This is a genomic window from Streptomyces sp. BoleA5, assembly GCF_000373665.1.
Classification (GTDB): Bacteria; Actinomycetota; Actinomycetes; order Streptomycetales; family Streptomycetaceae; genus Actinacidiphila.
Map to the genome: position 1 here is coordinate 43,850 of NZ_KB892155.1, position 22,936 is coordinate 66,785.

A 22,936-nucleotide genomic window follows, 5' to 3' on the forward strand; every position below is an offset into this window, starting at 1 on the left:
GTCACAGCCCCATCGACTTGGCGATGATCGACTTCATGACCTCGCTGGTGCCGCCGTAGATGCGGTGCACGCGGTTGTCCGCGTACAGGCGGGCGATCGGGTACTCCAGCATGTAGCCGTAACCGCCGTGCAGCTGGAGGCAGCGGTCGATGACCTTGGCCGCGGTCTCGGTGCAGAACAGCTTGGCGCGAGCGGCGTCGGCGGCGGTGAAGTCGCCGTGCTCGTGGGCCTCCAGGCCGCGGTCGACGACGGCCTGCATGGCGTCGACGTCGGAGGCGCACTCGGCGAGCACGAACTTGGTGTTCTGGAACTCGGCGACGCTCTTGCCGAAGACCTTGCGGTCGCGCACGTACTGGGTGGCGAAGCGGACGGCGGCGTCGGCCTGGGCGTAGGAGCCGACGGCGATCGCGAGGCGCTCGACCGGCAGGTTGTGGGCCAGGTAGGAGAAGGCCTTGCCCTCCTCGCCGAGCAGGTCCTCGACGGGGACCTTGACGTCGGTGAAGGACAGCTCCGCGGTGTCGGAGGTGCGCAGGCCGATCTTCTCCAGCTTGCGGCCGACGGCGTAGCCCTCGCTCTTGGTGTCGACCACGAGGATCGACAGGCCGCGGCGGCGGTCCTCCGGGGTGGCGGGCGAGGTGCGGCAGACGACCAGCACGCGGTCGGCGACCACGCCGCCGGTGATGAAGGTCTTGGCGCCGTTGAGGACGTAGTGGGTGCCGTCCTCGGAGAGCCTGGCGGTGGTGGTCATACCGGCCAGGTCCGAGCCGGTGCCGGGCTCGGTCATGGCGATGGCGGTCATCATGTCGCCGCTGATGAAGTCCGGCAGCCAGCGCTTCTTCTGCTCGTCGCCGGCGAACTCGAGGAGGTACGGGAGCACCAGGCCGGTGTGCACGCCGCTGCTGCCGAAGCTGACGCCCGCGCGGGCGCACTCCTCCGTCACCACCGCGCTGAACTTCCAGCCCGTGATGCCCGCGCCGCCGTACTCCTCGGGCACCTCGATGCCGAAGATGCCCAGCTCGCCCAGGCGCCGGTAGAAGTCGCGGGGCGGGTACCCCGCCTCCTCCCACTCGGGGTAGACGGGCACGACCTCGTTGGCGATGAAGTCCCGGATCGTCTCCCGGAAGGCCTCGTGGTCCTCGTTGAAAACCGTGCGACGCACTTGGCGCCTCCTCTGCACCCGAGCGATAAGCAAGCGCTCAGTAAGTTACTTCCCGGTTGTGCGTGCTGTCCAGAGCGGCGAAGGCGCCCAGGGCCAGCCGGTGCAGCAGCACGGCGGTCGCCGCGCGGCCGGGCAGTCCCCCGTGCGGCCCCAGGTGCGGGGTGGAGTTGAGCAGGCCGAAGACGGCGTGCACGGCCGCGCGGGCCTCGGACTCGGCCGCCCCGGGATGGACCTCGCGGACGACCGCGACCCACTGCTCGACGTACTGGCGCTGCAGCTGGCGCACGAGCTTGCGGTCGGAGTCGCGGAGCCGGTCCAGCTCGCGGTCGTGCAGGATGATCAGCGCCCGGTCGTCGAGGGCGAAGTCGATGTGCCCGCGGACCAGGGCGTCCAGCGCCGCGGCCGCGCCGTCGGCCTCCGCGACGCGCATGCGGCCCGCGGAGTGCAGCCGGCCGCTGATCCCGACGAGCAGCTCGGCGAGCATCGCGTCCTTGCCCGCGAAGTGCCGGTACAGCCCGGGGCCGCTGATGCCGACCGCCGCCCCTATCTCGTCCACGCCGACCCCGTGGAACCCGCGCTCGGCGAAGAGCCGCGCGGCCTCCCTCAGGATCTGGTCGCGCCTGCCGCTGGCCGCCCTGGCAGCCGTCCTCGTGGGCTCCACACCGCACCTTTCCGCGAGGCGCCCGGCCTGTGGACGCCCCCCGCGATCTCATCGTCCTACCATTCTAGACAGCCGTGTTAACGACCGCTAACGTGGTCGACAACACGTTAACGACCGCTAACTCCTCCGGGGGCCCGTGACATGGAAGCACCCGTCCTCGCCAGCACCGCGGATCCGGCGGGCGAGGCCTACCGCGCCAACGAGAAGGCGCACGCCGAGCTGTCCGCGCGGCTGCGCGAGAAGCTCGCCGCCGCCGCGCTCGGCGGCGGCGAGAAGGCCCGCGCCCGGCACACCGCGCGCGGCAAGCTGCTCCCCCGCGACCGGGTGGACGGGCTGCTCGACCCCGGTTCCCCCTTCCTGGAGCTCGCCCCGCTGGCCGCCGACGGCATGTACGACGGCCAGGCCCCGGCCGCCGGCGTCGTCGCCGGGATCGGCCGGGTCTCCGGCCGCGAGGTCGTGATCGTCGCCAATGACGCCACCGTCAAGGGCGGCACGTACTACCCGATGACGGTCAAGAAGCACCTGCGCGCCCAGGAGATCGCCCTGGACAACCGGCTGCCGTGCGTCTACCTGGTCGACTCCGGCGGCGCCTTCCTGCCGAAACAGGACGAGGTCTTCCCCGACCGCGACCACTTCGGGCGGATCTTCTTCAACCAGGCCACCATGTCCGCGCGCGGCATCCCGCAGATCGCCGCCGTCCTCGGCTCCTGCACGGCGGGCGGCGCCTACGTCCCCGCGATGAGCGACGAGGCGGTGATCGTCCGCGGCCAGGGCACGATCTTCCTCGGCGGCCCGCCGCTGGTGAAGGCCGCCACCGGCGAGGTGGTCACCGCGGAGGAGCTCGGCGGCGGCGAGGTGCACTCCCGCACCTCCGGCGTCACCGACCACCTCGCCGAGGACGACGCCCACGCGCTGCGCATCGTGCGGAACATCGTGGCGACCCTGCCCGCCCGCGGCGAACTGCCCTGGACGGTCGGGCCCGTCGAGGAGCCCGCCGTCGATCCGGCCGGGCTCTACGGCGCGGTCCCGGTGGACTCGCGCACCCCCTACGACGTCCGCGAGGTGATCGCCCGCCTCGTCGACGGCAGCCGCTTCGCGGAGTTCAAGGCCGAGTACGGCACGACCCTGGTCACCGGCTTCGCGCGGATCCACGGCCATCCGGTGGGGATCGTCGCCAACAACGGCATCCTGTTCTCCGAATCGGCCCAGAAGGGCGCCCACTTCATCGAACTGTGCGACCAGCGGGGCATCCCGCTGCTCTTCCTGCAGAACATCTCGGGCTTCATGGTGGGCCGCCAGTACGAGGCGGGTGGCATCGCCAAGCACGGCGCCAAGATGGTCACCGCCGTGGCCACGACCCGGGTGCCCAAGCTGACCGTCGTCATCGGCGGCTCCTACGGCGCGGGCAACTACTCGATGTGCGGCCGCGCCTATTCGCCGCGATTCCTGTGGATGTGGCCCAACGCCAAGATCTCCGTCATGGGCGGCGAGCAGGCCGCCTCCGTGCTGGCCACCGTCAAGCGCGACCAGATCGAGGGCGCCGGCGACACCTGGGCGGCAGAGGACGAGGAGGGCTTCAAGGCCCCCATCCGCGCCCAGTACGAGGAGCAGGGCAACGCCTACTACGCGACGGCCCGGCTGTGGGACGACGGGGTCATCGACCCCCTGCAGACCCGTCAGGTGCTGGGACTGGCCCTGACCGCCTGCGCCAACGCGCCGATTCCGCAACGCGATCCGCAGGCGCCGGGCTTCGGCGTCTTCCGGATGTAGGGGAGCACTGTGATGTCAGCGATGTTCGACACCGTCCTGGTGGCCAACCGCGGCGAGATCGCCGTCCGCGTCATCCGCACCCTGCGGCGGCTCGGGATCCGTTCCGTGGCCGTCTTCAGCGACGCCGACTCCGGTGCCCGCCATGTGCGCGAGGCCGACACCGCCGTGCGCATCGGCCCCGCGGCCGCCACCGAGAGCTATCTGTCGATCGAGCGGCTGCTGGAGGCGGCCGCCCGCACCGGCGCCCAGGCAGTCCACCCCGGCTACGGGTTCCTCGCCGAGAACGCCGCCTTCGCCCGCGCCTGCACGGACGCGGGGCTCGCCTTCATCGGGCCGCCCGCCCGGGCCATCGAGCTCATGGGCGACAAGATCCGCGCCAAGGAGACCGTCCGCGAGGCCGGGGTCCCGGTGGTGCCGGGCAGCAATGGCAGCGGCCTCACCGACGAGCAGCTGACGGCCGCCGCCCTGGAGATCGGCACCCCGGTGCTGCTGAAGCCGTCGGCGGGCGGCGGCGGCAAGGGCATGCGCCTGGTCCGCGACACGGCTCTGCTCGCCGAGGAGATCGCCGCCGCCCGCCGCGAGGCGCGCGGCTCCTTCGGGGACGACACCCTGCTGGTGGAACGGTGGATCGACCGCCCCCGGCACATCGAGATCCAGGTGCTGGCCGACGGCCACGGCAACGTGGTGCACCTCGGCGAGCGCGAGTGCTCGCTGCAGCGCCGCCACCAGAAGGTGATCGAGGAGGCCCCCTCGGTCCTGCTGGACGAGACGACCCGGGCCGCCATGGGCGCCGCCGCCGTGCAGGCCGCGCTGTCCTGCGGCTACGTCGGCGCGGGCACGGTGGAGTTCATCGTCCCGGGCGCCGACCCGTCCGCCTACTGCTTCATGGAGATGAACACCCGCCTCCAGGTCGAGCACCCCGTCACCGAACTGGTCACCGGGCTGGACCTGGTGGAGTGGCAGCTGCGGATCGCCGCGGGCGAGCGGCTGTCGTTCGGGCAGGAGGAGGTCGCCCTGACCGGGCACGCCGTCGAGGCCCGGATCTGCGCCGAGGTGCCCTCGCGGGGCTTCCTGCCGTCGGCGGGCACCGTGCTGGCGCTGGACGAACCGGCCGGCGAGGGCGTGCGCGTCGACTCCGGGCTCAGCGCCGGCAGTGAGATCGGCACGTCCTACGACCCCATGCTCGCCAAGGTCATCGCGTACGGTCCCGACCGCCCGACGGCGCTGCGCCGGCTGCGGGCCGCCCTCGCCGGGACGACCGTGCTGGGCCTGGAGACCAACACCGGGTTCCTGCGCCGCCTCCTGGCCCACCCCGACGTCGTCTCCGGCGAGATGGACACCGGCCTGATCGACCGGGAGCTGGCGGGTCTGGTGCCCTCCGAGGTGCCCGCCGAGGTGTACGCGGCGGCCGCGCTGCTGCGCCAGGCCGCCCTGGAGCCGGCGGCCGGCGGCTGGACCGACCCCTTCTCCGTGCCGAGCGGCTGGCGGCTCGGCGGGGAGCCCGTCTGGACCGACCACTGGCTGCGCGTCCCCGGTGCCGACGCCGTACGGGTGCGCACCCGCGGCCCCGCGGGCGATGCCGAGGTCCGGGTCGGCGACGGCGCACCGCTGCGGGCCCGGCTGCTGCCGGAGACCGGGCAGCGGATCACCGTCGAGTGGGACGGCGTCACGCACTCCTTCGACCACGCCGGCGACTGGCTCGGCAGGGACGGCGACGGCTGGCACCTGCAGCCGTACGACCCGGTCGAGGCCGCGCTGCGCGGCGGCGCCGGAGCGGGCGGGGTCGACACCCTGGCCGCGCCCATGCCGGGCACGGTGACCGTGGTCAAGGTCGCCAAGGGCGACGAGGTCACCGCGGGCCAGAGCCTGCTGGTGGTGGAGGCCATGAAGATGGAGCACCTCATCACGGCCCCGCACGACGGCACCGTCACCGAGATCGACGTGACCCCGGGGAGCACGGTCGCCATGGACCAGGTGCTCGCCGTCGTCACCCCGCACCGGGAGGAGGCGGAATGACGGCCGTCGAGCGAACCCCCGGGCTGCCCATGTCCGTGCCCCTGGACGGGCTGCCGCAGCGGGTGCGCATCCACGAGGTCGGCGCACGCGACGGGCTGCAGAACGAGAAGGCCACGGTGCCCACCGAGGTCAAGGCGGAGTTCGTGCACCGCCTGGCGGACGCCGGGCTGACCACCGTCGAGGCGACCAGCTTCGTGCGCCCCGAGTGGGTGCCCCAGCTCGCCGACGCCGAGCAGCTCATGCCGCTGCTGGACGACCTGGGCGACGGAATCCGGCTGCCCGTGCTGGTGCCCAACCGCCGCGGGCTCGAGCGGGCGCTTGCTTTGGGGGTGCGCGAGGTCGCCGTCTTCGGCAGCGCGACCGAGTCCTTCGCGAAGGCCAACCTCAACCGCACGGTCGAGGAGTCCCTGGAGATGTTCGCGCCGGTCGTCACCGCCGCCAAGGAGGCGGGGACGAGGGTGCGCGGCTATCTGTCGATGTGCTTCGGCGACCCCTGGGAGGGCGCGGTACCCGTCCCGCAGGTCGCCGCGGTGGCCCGCCGGCTGTACGACCTGGGCTGCGACGAGCTCAGCCTCGGCGACACCATCGGCGTCGCGACCCCCGGCCACGTCGTGGCGCTGCTGGACGCCCTCGGCGGCCTGGACGTGCCCGTCGAGCGGCTCGCCGTCCACTTCCACGACACCTACGGCCAGGCGCTGTCCAACACCCTGGCCGCCCTCCGGCACGGCGTGACCGTCGTCGACGCCTCCGCCGGCGGCCTCGGCGGGTGCCCCTACGCCAAGAGCGCCACCGGGAACCTCGCCACCGAGGACCTGGTCTGGATGCTCGACGGCCTCGGCGTCGAGACCGGGGTCGACCTCAGCCGCCTCACCGCCACCAGCGTGTGGATGGCGGAGCAATTGGGCCGACCGAGCCCGTCCCGTACCGTCCGCGCCCTCTCCCACCAGGAGTGACCACAGCCATGACGACCGCCCACCGGCTCCCCGCCGAGTACGAGGAACTCCGCCGCACGGTGGAGGAGTTCGCGCACGACGTCGTCGCGCCGAAGATCGGCGAGTTCTACGAGCACGACGAGTTCCCCTACGAGATCATCCGCGAGATGGGCCGCATGGGCCTGTTCGGGCTGCCCTTCCCCGAGGAGTACGGCGGCATGGGCGGCGACTACTTCGCCCTCTGCATCGCCCTGGAGGAGCTCGCCCGGGTGGACTCCTCCGTGGCGATCACCCTGGAGGCGGGGGTCTCGCTCGGCGCCATGCCGGTCTTCCGCTTCGGCACCGAGGAGCAGAAGCGCGCCTGGTTGCCGCGGTTGACCTCGGGCGAGCAGCTGGGCGCCTTCGGGCTGACCGAGCCGGACTGCGGCTCCGACGCCGGCGGCACCCGCACCACGGCCCGTCTGGACGAGGCGACGAACGAGTGGGTGATCAACGGCACCAAGAGCTTCATCACCAACTCGGGCACCGACATCACCGCGCTGGTCACGGTCACGGCCGTCACCGGACGGAAGGAGGACGGCCGCCCGGAGATCTCCTCGATCATCGTGCCGTCCGGCACCCCGGGCTTCACCGTCTCGAAGAAGTACAGCAAGGTCGGCTGGAACGCCTCCGACACCCGGGAGCTGTCCTTCTCCGACTGCCGCGTGCCGGCCGCCAACCTGCTCGGTGAGCAGGGCCGGGGCTACGCCCAGTTCCTGCGCATCCTGGACGAGGGCCGGATCGCCATCGCGGCACTGGCCACCGGGCTGGCGCAGGGCTGTGTGGACGAGTCGGTCGCCTACGCCAAGGAGCGCACGGCCTTCGGCCGCCCGATCGGCGGCAACCAGGCGATCGCCTTCAAGCTCGCCGACATGGAGATCCGCGCCCACACCGCCCGGCTGGCCTGGCGCGACGCGGCGTCCCGGCTGGTCGCCGGCGAGCCCTTCAAGAAGGAGGCGGCGATGGCCAAGCTCTACTCCTCGGAGATCGCGGTCACCAACGCCCGCGAGGCCACCCAGGTGCACGGCGGATACGGTTTCATGAACGAGTACCCGGTCGCCCGCATGTGGCGGGACTCCAAGATCCTGGAGATCGGCGAGGGCACCAGCGAGGTGCAGCGCATGCTGATCGCGCGCGAGCTCGGCCTTCCAGCGTAGTTTTCGCCGCTTCCCTGCCCGAAATCGGGCAGAGATCTTGCGATCAGCCTCCTCCGTCCCTCAGTATCGACCGGTGCTCGAACGCCGGACGACCCACGACGACCTTGTCGACCACCTGGTGCGGACCACGCCGCTGCAACGCGGCGAGGCCGCCCGGGTGGTCCTCGACGTCCTGGCGTACTTCGACGAGACAGCCGAGGACTTCGTACGGCGCCGCCACCGCGAGCTGCAGGCCAAGGGTCTGCAGAACGTTGAGATCTTCGACCGGATCACGGCCGAGCTGCCGCACCGGGCGGTCACCGCGCCCGCGTACTCCCTGCGGCAGCTGCGCCGCATCGTCTACGGCTGACAGTGAGACCGGGCCGCCTCGAGCGACCGGGAGGGACGGAAACATGTGTGGAATCGTCGGCTACATCGGGAAGCGTGATGTCGCCCCGCTGCTGCTGGAGGGCCTGCAGCGACTGGAGTACCGCGGCTACGACTCCGCGGGCATCGTGATCGCCGGCAAGTCCGGCGGGCTCAAGGCCGTCAAGGCCAAGGGCCGGGTCCGTGAGCTGGAGGCACGGGTCCCCAAGCGCTTCGCCGGTACGACCGGCATAGCCCACACCCGCTGGGCCACCCACGGCGCCCCCAGCGACGTGAACGCGCACCCGCACCTCGACACCGAGGGCAAGGTCGCCGTCGTCCACAACGGCATCGTGGACAACGCCTCCGAACTGCGCGCCAAGCTGGAGGCCGACGGCGTGGTCTTCGCCTCGGAGACCGACTCCGAGGTCATCACGCACCTCATCGCCCGCTCCCAGGCCGCGTCCCTGGAGGAGAAGGTCCGCGAGGCGCTGAAGGTCATCGAGGGCACGTACGGCATCGCCGTCATGCACGCCGACTTCCCCGACCGGATCGTCGCCGCCCGCAACGGCTCGCCGGTGGTCCTCGGCATCGGCGAGAAGGAGATGTTCGTCGCCTCCGACGTCGCCGCACTGATCTCGCACACCCGCCAGGTCGTCACCCTCGACGACGGCGAGATGGCCACCCTGAAGGCGGACGACTTCCGCACGTACACCACCTCGGGCACTCGCACCACCGCCACCCCCGAGACCGTGGAGTGGGAGGCCGCCTCCTACGACATGGGCGGTCACGACACGTACATGCACAAGGAGATCTGCGAGCAGCCCGACGCGGTCGACCGCGTGCTGCGCGGCCGGATCGACGACAAGTTCTCCACCGTGCACCTGGGCGGCCTGAACCTCGACGCCCGCGAGGCCCGCGGCATCCGCCGTGTGAAGATCCTCGGCTGCGGGACCTCCTACCACGCCGGGATGATCGGCGCCTCGCTGGTCGAGGGCCTGGCCCGTATCCCGGCCGACTCGGAGCCCGCCTCCGAGTTCCGCTACCGCAATCCGGTCGTGGACCCCGACACCCTCTACATCGCCGTCTCGCAGTCCGGAGAGACGTACGACGTGCTCGCGGCGGTGCAGGAGCTCAAGCGCAAGGGCGCCCGCGTCCTCGGCGTGGTGAACGTGGTGGGTTCCGCGATCGCCCGGGAGACCGACGGCGGCGTGTACGTGCACGCCGGCCCGGAGGTCTGCGTCGTCTCCACCAAGTGCTTCACCAACACCGTCGTCGCCTTCGCGCTGCTCGCCCTGCACCTGGGCCGCATCCGCGACCTGTCGGTGGCCGACGGCAAGCGGATCATCGAGGGCCTGCGCGCGCTGCCCGAGCAGATCCAGGAGATCCTGGCGCAGGAGGAGGACATCAAGAAGCTGGCCGCCGAATACGCGGAGGCCAAGTCGATGATGTTCATCGGCCGGGTGCGCGGCTACCCGGTCGCGCTGGAGGCGTCCCTGAAGCTGAAGGAGATCTCCTACATCCACGCCGAGGCGTACCCGGCCTCCGAGCTCAAGCACGGCCCGCTGGCCCTGATCGAGCCCGCGATGCCGACGGTCGCGATCGTCCCGGACGACTCGCTGCTGGAGAAGAACCGCGCCGCGATGGAGGAGATCAAGGCCCGCAGCGGCCGCATCCTGGCGGTCGCGCACCGGGAGCAGGAGAAGGCCGACCACACGATCCTCGTCCCGAAGAACGAGGACGAGCTCGACCCGATCCTGATGGGCATCCCGCTCCAGCTGCTGGCGTACCACACGGCGCTGGCGCTGGGCCGGGACATCGACAAGCCGCGCAACCTGGCGAAGTCCGTGACCGTCGAGTAGCCCCCTCGGGGATCCGTGACGACGAGGCCCCCCGCGCCCGAAGGCGCGGGGGGCCTCGCTGCCGTGTTACCCGCCGTTCAGGCGGCGTGCCCGCGGTGCGGCATGGACAGCCGCCAGCCGTCGGCGAGGGCGCGCCGGCCCCAGGCGGCGTTGGTGAGCAGTGCCGTCCCGCCGTACCAGGCCACCGCGCCGGCCGCGAGGCCGACCCAGCCGCCCACCTTGCCGAGGCCGCCGTTGGAGGCGAGTGCCGCGACGCCGGACAGGGCCGTGGACACGGTCAGCAGCCCGAAGACGGCCTGCGCCACGCCGCCCATCTGCCAGGCGGCCATCGTCAGGCTGAGCGCCAGCAGCGCCCACAGGAGCATGAAGAGCCCGGCGGCCTCCTTGCTCGCACTCACACCGGACCCCGCCGACCAGGTCACCCAGAAGGCGCCCAGTGAGGCGAAGGCGGTGCCGGTGAAGCCGTTGCCGCCGTAGAACTCCCACATGCCGGCGACGAATTGCGTGACGCCGCCGACGACCAGTGCGAGCCGGGCGGCGTCCGCCGCCGCGGTGCCGTCGAATACGCCGGTGCTGAGCAGCCCGTAGGCGATCAGCGTCAGGCCGAGTGTCAGATATCCCAGAGCCGTTGCGCCGGCTCCTGCGGTGCGTGCCGTGGAGACGTCGTTGTCCACCGCGGGCCCCCTTCGGGTACGAGGGAAGAAACTGCAGATGAGATACCCTTCACAAGGGCACAAGCAATCCCGTGGAGACCGGATTCACGGCGTCGTGCACCGAATCGTTATGGAATGACCACGACAGGCCGCTGAGCGCGGCGCGCAAGGCGCCCGGCGACCGACCCGAAGATCTTGCCGATGATCCCGTGCGTCCCGCCCACCACGATGGCGTCGGCCTCGTACTCCCGGCCGACCTCCTCCAGCTCGTGGCAGATGTCGCCCCCGCGCTCGACCAGGATCCACGGCACCTCCGACAGGTGGTCGGCGCAGGCGAGTTCCAGGCCGAGCACCTCGGTCCTGTGGTCGGGGACGTCGACGAAGACGGGCGGCTCGCAGCCCGCCCACACGGTCGCCGGCAGCCGGTTCGCGACGTGCACGATGATCAGTGCGGAACCGGAACGGCGTGCCATGCCGATGGCGTAGGACAGGGCCCGTTCACTCGACACGGAGCCGTCGAAACCGACGACCACGCCGTGCCGGAAGGCGGGATCACAGGAAGTGCGCGCCTCGCAGTCCGCCTCCGGCACCGCCGCCGGTTCGGCGAGCGGCTTTCCGTCGGCGGGCTCGGGGAGCTCGTAACCGGCCATGATGCGGTTTCTCGGCAAGGTCGGCGCCGGGAGCGCCGAGTGGGCGGACAACAACAGTGCGGGGGCCGCGGGACCGGCCTGATTTCGACCGGTAAGGGGCTGCCCTTCCCGCTGACTCCAGAGTACGGCGAGTGCGGGCCCCTGCACAGATGCGCAGGCGCCCTCACAGCGTCCCCCTACCCCGGAGTTTCCAGGAGAATGCCGGAGCCGGCGGCCGAGCGCAACGCCCCGCCGCCAATCGGACAAGTCACCCCGCGCCCGGCCCACTCCCGCTGTCCGCCTCCGGCCATATCCGGAATCGTCCTCCCGGCCGCACGGGGCAACGGGGGCGCACTCGTTCCCCGGCCACTCAGGGGGCGTACGACGGAGCGCTGACCAGGGGTGCGTACCATACTTCCCATCAATTTCGGCCAACTTCCCGTAGTGCGGCGGGACTTGGGATCATGTCCCACAACCCCCGCCGCCACCGGGGCGGAAGCGGAATGAGGGGGCGCACGGACGCTGTGCGCCGGTTCCACTCCCGGAAGGCACACTTCACGAAGGGAACGCTTCGTGATCGAATGCTTCACGCCACGTGGTCATGTCGACATACCGGCAGGTGGTGAACTTGCCACTGCGGGTACAGCGGAACCAGTAGATTCGATCTTGAGCGACAACGGCGGGGGACCCGTGCAGGACCGAGAGGACCAGACGACCGAGGGGGGCTTGAGCTCCATGACACAGGAGTCCAGGACCGGCACCATGGCGGAGATCCAGTCGGCCGCCGGCATGTCCACCGCACCGTCCGCGCCGACGGGGACACCGGCCGTCCCGCACGTCCCGGGAGCGTCCGGCGCCCCGGTGAGCACCTCCGTTCCGTCAGGCCCGGCCGCCGCCGCCCAACAGGGGCGCGGGCCGCGCAAGTTGTCGGCACGGCGCCGTCAGGAGGTCGTGGCCGTACTGCTGTTCAGCGGCGGCCCCATCTTCGAGAGCTCCATCCCGCTCTCCGTCTTCGGCATCGACCGCCAGGACGCGGGCGTGCCCCGATACCGGCTGCTGGTCTGCGCCGGCGAGGACGGCCCGCTGCGCACCACCGGCGGGCTGGAGTTGTCGGCCCCGTACGGGCTGGAGGCGCTGTCGCGGGCCGGCACGGTCGTCGTCCCCGCCTGGCGCTCGATCTCGCAGCCCCCGCCCGCCGAGGCGCTGGACGCGCTGCGCCGCGCCCACGAGGAGGGCGCCCGCATCATCGGGCTGTGCACCGGCGCCTTCGTGCTCGCCGCCGCGGGACTGCTGGACGGCCGCCCCGCCACCACGCACTGGATGTACGCGCCGACGCTCGCCAAGCGCTACCCGTCCGTGCACGTCGACCCGCGCGAGCTGTTCGTCGACGACGGCGACGTCCTCACCAGCGCCGGCACCGCCGCCGGCATCGACCTGTGCCTGCACGTCGTACGGAGCGACCACGGCGGCGAGGCCGCCAACGCGCTCGCCCGCCGGCTGGTCGTGCCGCCGCGGCGCGGGGACTGGGGCGGCCAGCCCCGGCACCTCGACCGCTCTTTACCCGAGGAGATCGGCGGCGATCCGCTCGCCGAGGTCGTCGCCTGGGCGCTGGAGCACCTGCACGAGCAGTTCGACGTGGAGACCCTCGCCGCCCGCGCCTACATGAGCCGCCGCACGTTCGACCGCCGGTTCCGCACGCTGACCGGCAGCGCGCCCCTGCAGTGGCTGATCACCCAGCGCGTCCTGCAGGCCCAGCGGCTGCTGGAGACCTCCGACTACTCGGTCGACGAGGTCGCCGCCCGCTGCGGCTTCCGCTCGCCCGTCGCCCTGCGCGGCCACTTCCGCCGCCAGCTCGGCTCCTCCCCGGCCTCGTACCGGGCCGCCTACCGGGCCCGGCGCCCGCAGGACGAGCCGGACTCCGGCGCGCTCGCCGCCACCCGCGAACCGCGCGGCGCCGAGGCGGGCGGCGTCCCGGTCCCGCGCCGCGGCCCGGCGGCCGCGGCGGACCGCGGTCACGGCGGGGTGCTGCAGATCCCCGGCCAGCCAGGGGCGGGGGCGGCCTCACTCAAGACCGACGGCGAACCGCCCTACGCGGCGCGCATCCCGGAGCAGGCGGGCAGCCGTTTCGAGCCCCGTGAGCCGCACGGCTCCCGGCGTCCGCGGGGTGATCGGGACGCCCGTGAGGGGCGCAGCCGCAGCGCGACCATGCCTGCTCCACGGGATCGCCCCGTAGGGTGAGACGTATGAACGACCGGATGGTGTGGATCGACTGCGAGATGACCGGGCTCTCCCTGGCCCAGGACGCTCTGATCGAGGTGGCGGCGCTCGTCACCGACTCGGAGCTCAATGTGCTCGGTGAGGGGGTGGACATCGTCGTCCGTCCGCCGGCCGAGGCCCTGGAGAGCATGCCGGAGATCGTCCGCACGATGCACACCAACTCCGGCCTGCTGGAGGAGCTCGACGGCGGCGTGACCCTGGAGGAGGCGGAGAAGCTCGTCCTGGACTACATCCGCCAGTACGTGGCCGAACCCCGCAAGGCGCCGCTGTGCGGCAACTCGGTCTCCACCGACCGCGGCTTCCTCGCCCGGGACATGCCCACGCTCGAACAGCACCTGCACTACCGGATCGTCGACGTCTCCTCCGTCAAGGAGCTGGCCCGGCGCTGGTACCCGCGCGCCTACTTCGCCAGCCCGGAGAAGAACGGCAACCACCGCGCCCTCGCCGACATCCGGGAGTCCATCGCGGAGCTGCGCTACTACCGCGAGGCCGTCTTCGTGCCGCAGCCGGGACCCGACACCGACACGGCGCGCTCGATCGCCGCGAAGTACGTCCTGCCTGCGGAAACGGTGGAGTGAGAGACCCACGGAAAACGTGGCAGCGAGCACCCCTCCGGACCCTGTACACTTTTTCTCGGCCGGTGGGAAGCAATAGCAAGCACCGGTCATGGTGGGTGTAGCTCAGCTGGTAGAGCACCTGGTTGTGGTCCAGGATGCCGCGGGTTCGAGTCCCGTCACTCACCCTGATCGACGAGGGGCCGGTCCGTGAAAACGGACCGGCCCCTCGTCGTGTGCCCGGTGGCCACCGGGCGCCCGGGCCCCCGTCCCGGGCCTGGGCACCTCTAGCCAGCCACCGCCTCGGCCGCCGCGAGCGCCGGCTGCCAGGGGTACTCGGGCCCGGCCCCGGCGTCCGCGAACAGCACCGTGACCCCGGCGGTGCGCAGGATCTCCAGCGAGCGCTCGAACTGCGGGTGCTGCATGAGCGCGGCGTTCACGGACGGCATCGCCACCATCGGGACGCGCTTGCCGATGCCTTCGGCGAGGGTGCCGGTCACGAACGTCTCCGTGAGGCCCAGCGCCCATCCGTTGATCGTGTTGAAGGTGGCCGGGGCCACCAGGATCACGTCGGCCGGGGGCCAGACCTCGGGATGGCCGGGCAGCGGGTACTGGTGCCGCACGGGGCGGCCGGTCAGCGCCGCCAGTCCGTCCAGACTCGGCTCCAGCCAGCGGGCCGCGGTGGGCGTCAGACCGAGGCAGACGTTCCAGCCGCGCACCTGGGCGTCCTCGATGACCCGCGCGACGTCGAAGACGGGAGGGGCGGCGCCGGCGAAGAGGTAGAGGGTCCGAGTCATGCGGACCACCCAACCGTGGGAAGTGGATCTTACGCAACCGTGTGCGGGACCGGAGGTCCCGCGGTCCTCACGGGGACCAGTGGTACTTGCCCCCGCCGAGCCAGCGCACGGCCTGCGGATCGTCGAAGTCGACGTGCTTCCGGCCGGCGTCGTGGGCGATCCGGACGACGTCGAGCAGGTCGTGGGCGATGCCGACGGGCTGCCCGTCGATCTGGACGATGCGGAAGGGCGGGTCCCCGGCCTGGACGGGGGACACGACGATCGGGGTGGTGCTCACCCGTCCAGCTTGCGGCACCCCGGCGTACCGCGCACCTGAAGTGGCCCCGCCTCGCGGGCGGTGAATGGCCCTCGGCGGGCCGGTGCCCGCGCTCGTAGCGTGGAGTGCATGAGCACCGAGCCTTCCCGCACCGCCCTCGCCGCCCGGCTGCGCGCCCTGCACGTGCCGGGCGACCCGCTGGTCCTGCCGAACGTCTGGGACTGCGCCTCGGCCCGCGCCGTGGCCGACGCGGGCTTCCCGGCGGTCGCCACCGGGAGCGCGGCCGTGGCGCCCGCCCTGGGGTACGAGGACCGGGAGGGGACGCCCGCGGACGAGATGCTCGCCGCGGTCGCCCGTATCGCCCGGGCCGTCCCCGCACCGGTGACGGCCGACATGGAGCGGGGCTACGGGATGGGGCCCGCGGAGCTGGCGGAGCGGCTGGCCGCGACCGGTGCCGTGGGCTGCAACCTGGAGGACACCGACCACCGCACGGGGGCGCCGGCCGATGCCGGGGAGCAGGCGGAGTACCTCGCGGGCCTGCGCGCGGCGGACCCCGATCTGGTGATCAACGCCCGGACGGACCGCTTCGTCCGAGGCGCGGGCGGCCCGGCGGAGCGGCTGGCGGACGCGGCGGACCGGATGCGGGCGTACCTGGAGGCCGGCGCGGACTGCGTCTACCCCATCGGGGCGCTGGACGAGACGGCCGTCAGGGCCGTCGTCGAGGCCGTGGACGGCCGCCCGGTGAACGTGCTGTCCTGGCCCGGTGGCCCCTCGCCGGCGCGTCTGGCGGAGCTGGGGGTGGCGCGGATCAGCTTCGGCCACCAGCTCCACCAGCTGGTGCAGGAGTACTTCACCGGGCTCGTCGCGGCCGTGGCGCGCGGGGACAGCCCCTTCCCCAAGGCCTGACGATGCGTCAGCCGTCCGTGCGCGGGGGCGACTCGTCGTTGCCGCGGCGGATCGTGCGCAACGGGGCGCCGGGCCGCCACACCTGCAGGACGAGGTCGGGGTCCTCGACGTAGGTGCGCACGACCTCGGCGATCTCGGCGCGGAAGAGGTGGAAGGGCCCCGCGGGCACCGTCACCTCGCCGGTGAAGCGGGCGATCGCCGCCGGGTCGGTGACCTCCACGGCGCGTCCGGAGATCCGCACGTCGCCGCCGTCCATGGAGGTGCCGGGGCCGGGGTTGACGTGGAGCGCGAAGCGCGGGTCGCGCCGCAGGTCGAGGGCCTTGCGGGAGCCGGGCATCATGCCGAGCCACAGTTCGCCGAACCGGAACTCGGCCTCGATGCCGCTGAGCCTCGGTGAGCCGTCGGCACGGAGGGTGCCGAGGACGTGGTGCTTGTAGCCGCCGAATCGGGTGCGCACGGCCTCGGCGAGTCCGGGCTGTGCTTCTTCGAGGTCTGTCCAGCTGGTCGTCATGCCGCCATGCTCCCCGGCATACCCGACATCTTCTGTCGGCATTGCCGGGGCGGGATCACTCCTCGCCCGGAAGGCGGCCGGCCGGGGCGTCGCCCTGGCCCTGGCGGGCGGCCTGCCAGATCCCGCGGAGGCGGTCCAGCTCGGCCAGTTCGGCGCGCGACCAGGTGCGCCGGCCCGCGACGTACCGCCGTATGGCCTCATTGGCGGCTTCGACGGATCGACGGTCCAGAACGGTCGGTGGCATGCCTTGATTTTAGGAGAGGGGTATGACAAAGAGCCCTGGTTGACGCCCTCGTGGGCCCATGTCACACCGTGAGCCTCCTCACGTGACGGGGCTCACTCCCCCCCCCCGGGGGCGCTCCGGCCGCGCGGCCGTCAGGCGGACTCGCGGCGCACGAGCTCGGTCGACAGCACGACGTGCCGGCGGGTGGCGGTGCTCGCCGCGATCTCCTCCAGCAGCACCCGCGCCATGGTGCGGCCCATCTCCTCGATCGGCTGCCGCACGCTGGTGAGCGGCGGGTCGGTGTGGCGGGCGATGGCGGAGTCGTCGAAGCCGATCAGCGCCACGTCGTCGGGCACGCGCCGGCCCTTCTCGCGCAGCACCTGCAGCGCGCCGCCGGCCATGACGTCGGAGGCCGCGAAGACCGCGTCGACGCCGGGGCGGCGCTCCAGCAGCGCCCGCATCGCGGCGCGGCCGCCCTCCTCGGTGAAGTCACCGGCCGCGACGAGCGCGTTGTCGTGGAGCAGCCCCGCGCCCTCGACCGCCTGGCGGTAGCCGTCGAGGCGGCAGCGGGCGACGTACATGTCCAGGGGGCCGGTGATGGTCGCGACGCTCCTGCGCCCGAGCCCCAGCAGGTGCGCGACCGCCGAGCGGGCGCCGCCGACGTTGTCGGAGTCGACGTAGGACACCGACTCCAGGTCGGAGCGGCGGCCGCTCAGCACCGTCGGCATCTCCAGCTGCTCCAGCAGGTCGGGCAGCGGGTCGTCCTCGTGCACCGAGGCCAGCAGGACGCCGTCGACGCGGTGGGCGGTGAGGTACTGGGCGAAGCGCTGCCGCTCCTTGGGCGTCCGCAGCAGTGTGAGCAGCAGCTGCATGTCGGTGTCGGCAAGCTCGGCGCCCACGCCCCGGATGATGTCCGAGAAGTACGGCTCGGCGAAGAGCCTGGTCTCGGCCTCCGGGATGACCAGGGCGATCGCGTCCGTACGGTTGCCCGCCAAGGCGCGCGCCGCGCGGTTGGGGACGTAGCCGAGCTCGGCGATGGCGGCCTCGACCGCGGCCTTGGCATGGTCGCTCACCCGAGGTGATCCGTTGATCACCCGGGAGACGGTGCCCCGGCCCACTCCGGCCCGCGCGGCGACCTCCTCAAGCGTCGGCCTTCCGCTGCGCCGTCCGCCGATCACCATTACGGCCTCCCAATCACGAGGTGGTAACTGCGCCAACTTAGAGCGTCTGCTCCCTTGACACCTCATCGGGGAACGGAGACTCTTCAACACATCACATGTGGGAGCGCTCCCACACTAGCGAACACGTACACTTCCCGCACGTATCCCGGAGGACCCGAATGCGCACGACAAGGAAGTCGTCCCGGCCACGAGGCCGTACCGCGGCCGTAGCGATAACCGCAGTGGCGGCGCTCGGAGTGAGCCTGCTCGCCGGCTGCTCCAAGGACAGCGACGCGCCCGCGAAGGCGGGTGGCTCGGAGGGCGACGGCAAGGGCAAGATCACCCTCACGGTCGGCACCTTCGGTGTCTTCGGCTACAAGCAGGCCGGTCTGTACGAGGAGTACGAGAAGGCGCACCCGAACATCACGATCAAGGAGAACGTGATCGAGCGGAACGACGCCTACTACCCGCAGCTCCTCACCCACCTCGCCGCCGGCAGCGGCCTGAGCGACATCCAGGCCATCGAGGTCGGCAACATCAACGAGATCGTCGCCACCCAGGCGGCGAAGTTCGAGGACCTCTCCAAGGCCGCGGGCGTCGAGAAGTCGAACTACCTCGACTGGAAGTGGGCCCAGGCCAGCACCCCCGACGGCAAGACCGTCGGCCTTGGCACCGACATCGGCCCGATGGCCATCTGCTACCGCACCGACCTGTTCAAGAAGGCGGGTCTGCCCACCGACCGCGCCGAGGTCGGCAAGCTGTGGGCCGGTGACTGGAGCAAGTACCTGGACGCGGGCAAGACCTACACCGAGAACGCGCCCAAGGGCACCACGTTCCTGGACTCCTCCGCCGGTCTCTACCAGGCGATCAGCAACTCCGCCTCCGAGCGCTACTACGACAGCAGCGGCAAGGTCATCTACAAGACCAGCCCCTCCGTGAAGGAGGCCTGGAACCTGGCCATGGAGGCCACCACCGGCAAGATGACCGCCAAGCTCAAGCTGTTCGACAAGGCCTGGGACCAGGGCTTCGCCAACGGCCGCTTCGCGTCGCTCCCCTGCCCGTCGTGGATGCTCGGCTACATCCAGGAGAAGGCCGGCGACGCGGGCAAGGGCAAGTGGGACGTCGCCGCCGCGCCGAAGCCCGCCAACTGGGGCGGCTCCTTCGTGGGCGTGCCCTCGGCCGGCAAGAACAAGGAAGAGGCCGTCAAGCTGGCCGCGTGGCTGACCGCCCCCGCCCAGCAGGCCAAGGTCTTCGCCAAGCAGGCGAGCTTCCCGAGCGCCCCGGGCGCCTATGACCTGCCCGAGGTCAAGGACGCCAAGCACGAGTACTTCAACAACGCGCCGATCGGCCAGATCTTCGCCGACGCCGCCAAGAGCATCCCGACCCTGGTGATCGGTCCGAAGGACCAGCAGATCTACACGGCCATCACCGACGTCGGCATCCTGCAGGTCGAGCAGCAGGGCAAGACCCCTGCTCAGGGCTGGGCGGCTGCCGAGAAGGAAATCGACAACGCACTGGACCAGTGACACGCATGGCTTCGGAGATCTCCGACATGACCGCAGTGACCGCGCCCCCCTCCGAGGGGGGCGCGGCCCCGCGCGGCGGCTCCGACCGTCCGCGCGACGCACGTGACGAGCGACGCGGCCGCTGGCGCAGCCGCCGCTACCGGTGGGACGTCAAGGCGATGCCGTACGCCTTCGTCTCGCCCTTCTTCCTGTTCTTCGCCGCCTTCGGCCTCTTCCCGCTGATCTACACGGGCTGGTCCTCCTTCTACCGGGTGGAGCTGACCAACCTCGACGCGCGCGAGTTCGTCGGCTTCCACAACTACACCCGTCTGCTGGAGGACGAGTTCTTCTGGAACGCCCTGAAGAACACGTTCACCATCGGTGTGATCTCGACCGTCCCGCAGCTGCTGATCGCGCTGGGCCTGGCCCACCTGCTCAACTACAAGCTGCGCGGCTCGACCTTCTTCCGGGTCGCGATGCTCACCCCGTACGCCACCTCGGTCGCCGCCGCGACGCTGGTCTTCACGCTGATGTTCGGCACCGACTACGGCATGATCAACTGGGTGCTGGAGCACCTCGGGTTCGGCCACCACATCGACTGGCGGGCGGGCACCTGGTCCTCGCAGATCGCCGTGTCGTCGATCGTGATCTGGCGCTGGACCGGTTACAACACCTTGATCTACCTGGCCGCCATGCAGGCCGTGCCGCACGACCTGTACGAGTCCGCCGCGCTGGACGGCGCCACGCGCTGGCAGCAGTTCCGCCACGTGACCATCCCGATGCTGCGGCCGACGATCCTCTTCACGATCGTCGTCTCGACGATCGGCGCCACGCAGCTGTTCGGCGAGCCGTTCCTCTTCGGCGGCCCCGGCGGTGAGAAGGGCGGCTCCTCCCACCAGTTCCAGACGCTGGGCCTCTACCTGTACGAGCAGGGCTGGACGAACTACCACCTCGGGCGGGCCTCGGCCATCGCCTGGGCCATGTTCCTGCTCCTGCTGCTGATCGCCGCCGTCAACGGGCTGGTCGCCCGCTGGCTGCGCAAGAACCACGAGGGGTGACGACGATGGCCACCATCTCGACCAACCCGACGGATCAGGCGGCCGAACCGGCGGACGCGCCCCCCAAGGCCAAGCGCCGCACCCCTGGGGCGCCCAAGGCCGGACGGCAGCTGCACGCGGGCCCGTTCACCTACATCGTGCTGATCGTCTTCACGGCGATATCGCTCTTCCCCCTGGTGTGGACCGCGATCGCCGCCTCCCGGACGAACTCGCGGCTGGCGCAGACCCCGCCGCCGTTCTGGTTCGGCTCGAACCTCTTCAGCAACCTGCAGACCGCGTGGACCGAGGCCAACCTCAGCACGGCGCTGCTGAACACGGCCATCGTCGCGGGCAGCATCACCCTCGGCACGGTGCTGTTCTCGACGATCGCCGGCTTCGCCTTCGCCAAGCTGCAGTTCAAGATGAAGAACTTCCTGCTGATGCTGACCATCGGCACCATGATGGTGCCGCCGCAGCTGAGCGTGGTGCCGCTGTTCCTGTGGATCGCGGACCTCGACTGGACGAACCACCTCCAGGCGGTCATCCTGCCGACCTTCGTCAGCGCCTTCGGTGTCTTCTTCATGCGGCAGTACCTCTCCCAGGCACTGCCCACCGAGATCATCGAGGCCGCCCGCGTCGACGGCGCCAGCAGCCTGCGGATCGTCTGGCACGTGGTCTTCCCGGCCGCCCGGCCCGCGATGGCGGTCCTGGGCATGCTGACCTTCGTCGCTGCCTGGAACGACTTCTTCTGGCCGATCATCGCGCTGACCCAGGAGAACCCGACCGTGCAGGTCGCGCTCACCAGCCTCGGTCGCGGCTACATCCCCGACGAGTCCGTCATCATGGCCGGCGCGCTGCTCGGCACGCTCCCGCTGCTCCTGGTCTTCGTGATCTTCGGCAAGCAGATCGTCGGCGGCATCATGCAGGGCGCGGTCAAGGGCTGACCCCCTCGCCCCGCCGCGGCCCTCCCCCCTTACTCCTCTTGTTCACTCGTTCCGATGGGAGCGCTCCCGTATGACAGCGTCCGACATTCGTCCCGCAGCGAGCGGCACCGCCGCGGTAGGCGGCCACCAGTTCCCGCCCGGCTTCCTGTGGGGTGCGGCCACCGCCGCGTACCAGATCGAGGGCGCCGCTGCCGAGGACGGGCGCACCCCGTCGATCTGGGACACCTTCAGCCACACCCCCGGCAAGGTCTTCGAGGGCCACACCGGCGACGTCGCCGCGGACCACTACCACCGGTTCCGTGACGACGTGCGCCTCATGGCCGACCTCGGCCTGAGCGCCTACCGGTTCTCGGTCTCGTGGTCCCGCGTCCAGCCCACCGGCCGCGGTCCCGCGGTGGAGCGCGGCCTCGACTTCTACCGCGCGCTCACCGACGAGCTGCTGGAGCACGGCATCCAGCCGGCCGTCACCCTGTACCACTGGGACCTGCCGCAGGAGCTCGAGGACGCCGGGGGCTGGCCCGCCCGCGACACCGCGGAGCGCTTCGGCGAGTACGCCCGGATCGTCGGCGAGGCACTCGGCGACCGCGTCCAGCTGTGGACCACCCTCAACGAGCCCTGGTGCAGCGCCTTCCTCGGCTACAGCTCCGGCGTCCACGCCCCTGGCCGCACCGACCCGGTCGCCGCCCTGCGCGCCGCCCACCACCTCAACCTGGGCCACGGCCGCGCCGCCGAGGCCCTGCGCTCGGTCCTCCCGGCCCGCGCCCAGCTCGGCATCACGCTCAACCTGCACCAGGTCCGCGCGCTCACCGGCTCCCCCGCCGACGTGGACGCCGCGCGCCGCATCGACGCCGTCGGCAACCGGGTCTTCACCGGCCCCCTGCTCAAGGGCGCGTACCCGCAGGACCTGCTGGAGGACACCCGCGGCCTGACCGACTGGTCCTTCGTCCAGGACGGCGACCTCGCCGCGATCAAGCGCCACCCGCTGGACGTGCTCGGCATCAACTACTACACGCCCACGCTGGTGTCCGACGGCGCCTCCGTCGACGGGCCGCGCAGCGACGGCCACGGCTCCAGCGAGTTCTCCCCCTGGCCGGGCGCGGACGACGTCGCCTTCCACCAGCCCCCGGGCGAACGGACCGCGATGGGCTGGTCCGTCGACCCCACGGGCCTGTACGACCTGCTGATGCGGATGAACCGCGAGTTCCCCGACCTGCCGCTGCTCATCACCGAGAACGGCGCGGCCTACGAGGACTCCGTGGGCCCCGACGGCGCCGTGCACGACCCGGAGCGGGTGGAGTACCTGCGCGTCCACCTGGAGGCGGTCCACCGCGCCGTGCGCAACGGCGCCGACGTGCGGGGCTACTTCCTGTGGTCGCTGATGGACAACTTCGAGTGGGCGTACGGGTACGACAAGCGCTTCGGCGCGGTCTACGTCGACTACGAGACCCAGGAGCGCATCCCGAAGTCCAGCGCCCTGTGGTACGCGGGCGTCGCCCGCACGGGCGCGCTCCCCGACGCGGCGGAGGCTGACACCGCGTCCTGA

Annotated in this window: 22 protein-coding genes and 1 tRNA gene; 14 read left to right on the forward strand and 9 right to left on the reverse strand. The window is 71.6% G+C overall.

Annotated features, from left to right (window positions below; all coding sequences use genetic code 11):
- Position 1: 1 nt before the first annotated feature.
- Together B085_RS0138565 and B085_RS0138570 are read right to left on the reverse strand one after the other, a co-directional pair.
- Positions 2-1,159: an acyl-CoA dehydrogenase family protein gene (locus B085_RS0138565; RefSeq protein ID WP_018563943.1), complete on the reverse strand. Its 1,158-nt coding sequence runs from the start codon at positions 1,157-1,159 to the stop codon at positions 2-4.
- 37 nt (positions 1,160-1,196) lie between these two features.
- A complete protein-coding gene (locus tag B085_RS0138570) occupies positions 1,197-1,820 on the reverse strand; it encodes a TetR/AcrR family transcriptional regulator (RefSeq protein ID WP_018563944.1) in 624 nt (207 codons plus the stop codon).
- Positions 1,821-1,961: 141 nt separating this feature from the next.
- On the opposite strand from B085_RS0138570, the gene B085_RS0138575 reads away from it, so the two are divergent.
- The 6 genes from B085_RS0138575 to glmS all read left to right on the forward strand — a co-directional run bounded on the left by B085_RS0138575 (position 1,962) and on the right by glmS (position 9,941).
- Complete coding sequence (locus tag B085_RS0138575; RefSeq protein ID WP_018563945.1) at positions 1,962-3,590, forward strand: carboxyl transferase domain-containing protein; 1,629 nt, start codon at positions 1,962-1,964, stop codon at positions 3,588-3,590.
- A gap of 21 nt (positions 3,591-3,611) precedes the next feature.
- Positions 3,612-5,606, forward strand: coding sequence for an acetyl/propionyl/methylcrotonyl-CoA carboxylase subunit alpha (locus B085_RS0138580; protein ID WP_018563946.1), 1,995 nt, complete (start codon positions 3,612-3,614; stop codon positions 5,604-5,606).
- Positions 5,603-6,559, forward strand: coding sequence for a hydroxymethylglutaryl-CoA lyase (locus B085_RS0138585; RefSeq protein ID WP_018563947.1), 957 nt, complete (start codon positions 5,603-5,605; stop codon positions 6,557-6,559). The genes B085_RS0138580 and B085_RS0138585 overlap by 4 nt, the downstream gene beginning before the upstream one ends.
- 8 nt (positions 6,560-6,567) lie before the next feature.
- Positions 6,568-7,734: an acyl-CoA dehydrogenase family protein gene (locus tag B085_RS0138590; protein ID WP_018563948.1), complete on the forward strand. Its 1,167-nt coding sequence runs from the start codon at positions 6,568-6,570 to the stop codon at positions 7,732-7,734.
- Between the two features lie 73 nt (positions 7,735-7,807).
- Entirely contained in the window at positions 7,808-8,083 is a 276-nt protein-coding gene (locus B085_RS0138595; RefSeq protein ID WP_018563949.1) for a hypothetical protein, read from the forward strand.
- Positions 8,084-8,126: 43 nt separating this feature from the next.
- The gene (glmS, locus tag B085_RS0138600; protein WP_018563950.1) at positions 8,127-9,941 is read left to right on the forward strand and encodes a glutamine--fructose-6-phosphate transaminase (isomerizing); all 1,815 of its coding nucleotides are present in this window, start codon (positions 8,127-8,129) and stop codon (positions 9,939-9,941) included.
- 77 nt (positions 9,942-10,018) lie between these two features.
- Here the strand turns inward: glmS and B085_RS0138605 are convergent, their stop codons facing one another.
- Positions 10,019-10,615 (reverse strand): acetate uptake transporter, encoded by a 597-nt coding sequence (locus B085_RS0138605; RefSeq protein WP_018563951.1) that lies wholly within the window; start codon positions 10,613-10,615, stop codon positions 10,019-10,021.
- A gap of 107 nt (positions 10,616-10,722) precedes the next feature.
- A complete protein-coding gene (locus B085_RS0138610; protein ID WP_018563952.1) occupies positions 10,723-11,244 on the reverse strand; it encodes a universal stress protein in 522 nt (173 codons plus the stop codon).
- Between the two features lie 714 nt (positions 11,245-11,958).
- On the opposite strand from B085_RS0138610, the gene B085_RS45155 reads away from it, so the two are divergent.
- From B085_RS45155 to B085_RS0138625, 3 genes are all read left to right on the forward strand, one after another.
- Complete coding sequence (locus B085_RS45155; RefSeq protein ID WP_234018747.1) at positions 11,959-13,461, forward strand: helix-turn-helix domain-containing protein; 1,503 nt, start codon at positions 11,959-11,961, stop codon at positions 13,459-13,461.
- 5 nt (positions 13,462-13,466) lie between these two features.
- On the forward strand, positions 13,467-14,078 hold the full coding sequence (orn, locus tag B085_RS0138620; protein ID WP_018563954.1) for an oligoribonuclease: 612 nt from the start codon (positions 13,467-13,469) through the stop codon (positions 14,076-14,078).
- A 91-nt stretch (positions 14,079-14,169) separates the two neighbouring features.
- A tRNA-His gene (locus B085_RS0138625) sits at positions 14,170-14,242 on the forward strand.
- 99 nt (positions 14,243-14,341) lie between these two features.
- On the opposite strand, the gene B085_RS0138630 is transcribed toward B085_RS0138625, so the two are convergent.
- Complete coding sequence (locus tag B085_RS0138630) at positions 14,342-14,851, reverse strand: flavoprotein (protein ID WP_018563955.1); 510 nt, start codon at positions 14,849-14,851, stop codon at positions 14,342-14,344.
- Positions 14,852-14,918: 67 nt separating this feature from the next.
- Positions 14,919-15,128: a hypothetical protein gene (locus B085_RS0138635; RefSeq protein WP_018563956.1), complete on the reverse strand. Its 210-nt coding sequence runs from the start codon at positions 15,126-15,128 to the stop codon at positions 14,919-14,921.
- Positions 15,129-15,236: 108 nt separating this feature from the next.
- Here B085_RS0138635 and B085_RS0138640 point away from each other — a divergent pair, with 108 nt between their 5' ends.
- Positions 15,237-16,013, forward strand: coding sequence for an isocitrate lyase/PEP mutase family protein (locus B085_RS0138640; RefSeq protein WP_018563957.1), 777 nt, complete (start codon positions 15,237-15,239; stop codon positions 16,011-16,013).
- Between the two features lie 7 nt (positions 16,014-16,020).
- On the opposite strand, the gene B085_RS0138645 is transcribed toward B085_RS0138640, so the two are convergent.
- From B085_RS0138645 to B085_RS0138655, 3 genes are all read right to left on the reverse strand, one after another.
- Positions 16,021-16,524 carry a pyridoxamine 5'-phosphate oxidase family protein gene (locus tag B085_RS0138645; protein WP_018563958.1) on the reverse strand — a complete coding sequence of 168 codons (504 nt, stop codon included), beginning with the start codon at positions 16,522-16,524 and terminating at the stop codon, positions 16,021-16,023.
- A gap of 55 nt (positions 16,525-16,579) precedes the next feature.
- A complete protein-coding gene (locus B085_RS45160) occupies positions 16,580-16,768 on the reverse strand; it encodes a hypothetical protein (protein ID WP_018563959.1) in 189 nt (62 codons plus the stop codon).
- 131 nt (positions 16,769-16,899) lie between these two features.
- Positions 16,900-17,928, reverse strand: a complete 1,029-nt coding sequence (locus tag B085_RS0138655; protein WP_018563960.1) for a LacI family DNA-binding transcriptional regulator — start codon at positions 17,926-17,928, stop codon at positions 16,900-16,902.
- A 158-nt stretch (positions 17,929-18,086) separates the two neighbouring features.
- On the opposite strand from B085_RS0138655, the gene B085_RS0138660 reads away from it, so the two are divergent.
- From B085_RS0138660 to B085_RS0138675, 4 genes are all read left to right on the forward strand, one after another.
- Positions 18,087-19,433: an extracellular solute-binding protein gene (locus B085_RS0138660; protein ID WP_026251882.1), complete on the forward strand. Its 1,347-nt coding sequence runs from the start codon at positions 18,087-18,089 to the stop codon at positions 19,431-19,433.
- A 5-nt stretch (positions 19,434-19,438) separates the two neighbouring features.
- On the forward strand, positions 19,439-20,470 hold the full coding sequence (locus B085_RS0138665; RefSeq protein WP_018563962.1) for a carbohydrate ABC transporter permease: 1,032 nt from the start codon (positions 19,439-19,441) through the stop codon (positions 20,468-20,470).
- A gap of 5 nt (positions 20,471-20,475) precedes the next feature.
- Positions 20,476-21,393 carry a carbohydrate ABC transporter permease gene (locus B085_RS0138670; RefSeq protein WP_018563963.1) on the forward strand — a complete coding sequence of 306 codons (918 nt, stop codon included), beginning with the start codon at positions 20,476-20,478 and terminating at the stop codon, positions 21,391-21,393.
- A 70-nt stretch (positions 21,394-21,463) separates the two neighbouring features.
- Positions 21,464-22,936 (forward strand): GH1 family beta-glucosidase, encoded by a 1,473-nt coding sequence (locus B085_RS0138675; RefSeq protein ID WP_018563964.1) that lies wholly within the window; start codon positions 21,464-21,466, stop codon positions 22,934-22,936.

Excerpts from the sequence above, each read along its gene's own strand:
- B085_RS0138590 (WP_018563948.1), top strand. The coding sequence starts at position 6,568 with ATGACGACCGCCCACCGGCTCCCCGCCGAGTACGAGGAACTCCGCCGC.
- B085_RS0138610 (WP_018563952.1), bottom strand. The coding sequence starts at position 11,244 with ATGGCCGGTTACGAGCTCCCCGAGCCCGCCGACGGAAAGCCGCTCGCC.
- orn (WP_018563954.1), top strand. The coding sequence starts at position 13,467 with ATGAACGACCGGATGGTGTGGATCGACTGCGAGATGACCGGGCTCTCC.
- B085_RS0138580 (WP_018563946.1), top strand. The coding sequence starts at position 3,612 with ATGTTCGACACCGTCCTGGTGGCCAACCGCGGCGAGATCGCCGTCCGC.
- B085_RS0138575 (WP_018563945.1), top strand. The coding sequence starts at position 1,962 with ATGGAAGCACCCGTCCTCGCCAGCACCGCGGATCCGGCGGGCGAGGCC.
- B085_RS0138630 (WP_018563955.1), bottom strand. The coding sequence starts at position 14,851 with ATGACTCGGACCCTCTACCTCTTCGCCGGCGCCGCCCCTCCCGTCTTC.
- B085_RS0138655 (WP_018563960.1), bottom strand. The coding sequence starts at position 17,928 with ATGGTGATCGGCGGACGGCGCAGCGGAAGGCCGACGCTTGAGGAGGTC.
- B085_RS0138660 (WP_026251882.1), top strand. The coding sequence starts at position 18,087 with ATGCGCACGACAAGGAAGTCGTCCCGGCCACGAGGCCGTACCGCGGCC.
- glmS (WP_018563950.1), top strand. The coding sequence starts at position 8,127 with ATGTGTGGAATCGTCGGCTACATCGGGAAGCGTGATGTCGCCCCGCTG.
- B085_RS0138665 (WP_018563962.1), top strand. The coding sequence starts at position 19,439 with ATGGCTTCGGAGATCTCCGACATGACCGCAGTGACCGCGCCCCCCTCC.
- B085_RS45160 (WP_018563959.1), bottom strand. The coding sequence starts at position 16,768 with ATGCCACCGACCGTTCTGGACCGTCGATCCGTCGAAGCCGCCAATGAG.
- B085_RS0138640 (WP_018563957.1), top strand. The coding sequence starts at position 15,237 with ATGAGCACCGAGCCTTCCCGCACCGCCCTCGCCGCCCGGCTGCGCGCC.
- B085_RS0138645 (WP_018563958.1), bottom strand. The coding sequence starts at position 16,524 with ATGACGACCAGCTGGACAGACCTCGAAGAAGCACAGCCCGGACTCGCC.
- B085_RS0138585 (WP_018563947.1), top strand. The coding sequence starts at position 5,603 with ATGACGGCCGTCGAGCGAACCCCCGGGCTGCCCATGTCCGTGCCCCTG.
- B085_RS45155 (WP_234018747.1), top strand. The coding sequence starts at position 11,959 with ATGACACAGGAGTCCAGGACCGGCACCATGGCGGAGATCCAGTCGGCC.
- B085_RS0138675 (WP_018563964.1), top strand. The coding sequence starts at position 21,464 with ATGACAGCGTCCGACATTCGTCCCGCAGCGAGCGGCACCGCCGCGGTA.
- B085_RS0138670 (WP_018563963.1), top strand. The coding sequence starts at position 20,476 with ATGGCCACCATCTCGACCAACCCGACGGATCAGGCGGCCGAACCGGCG.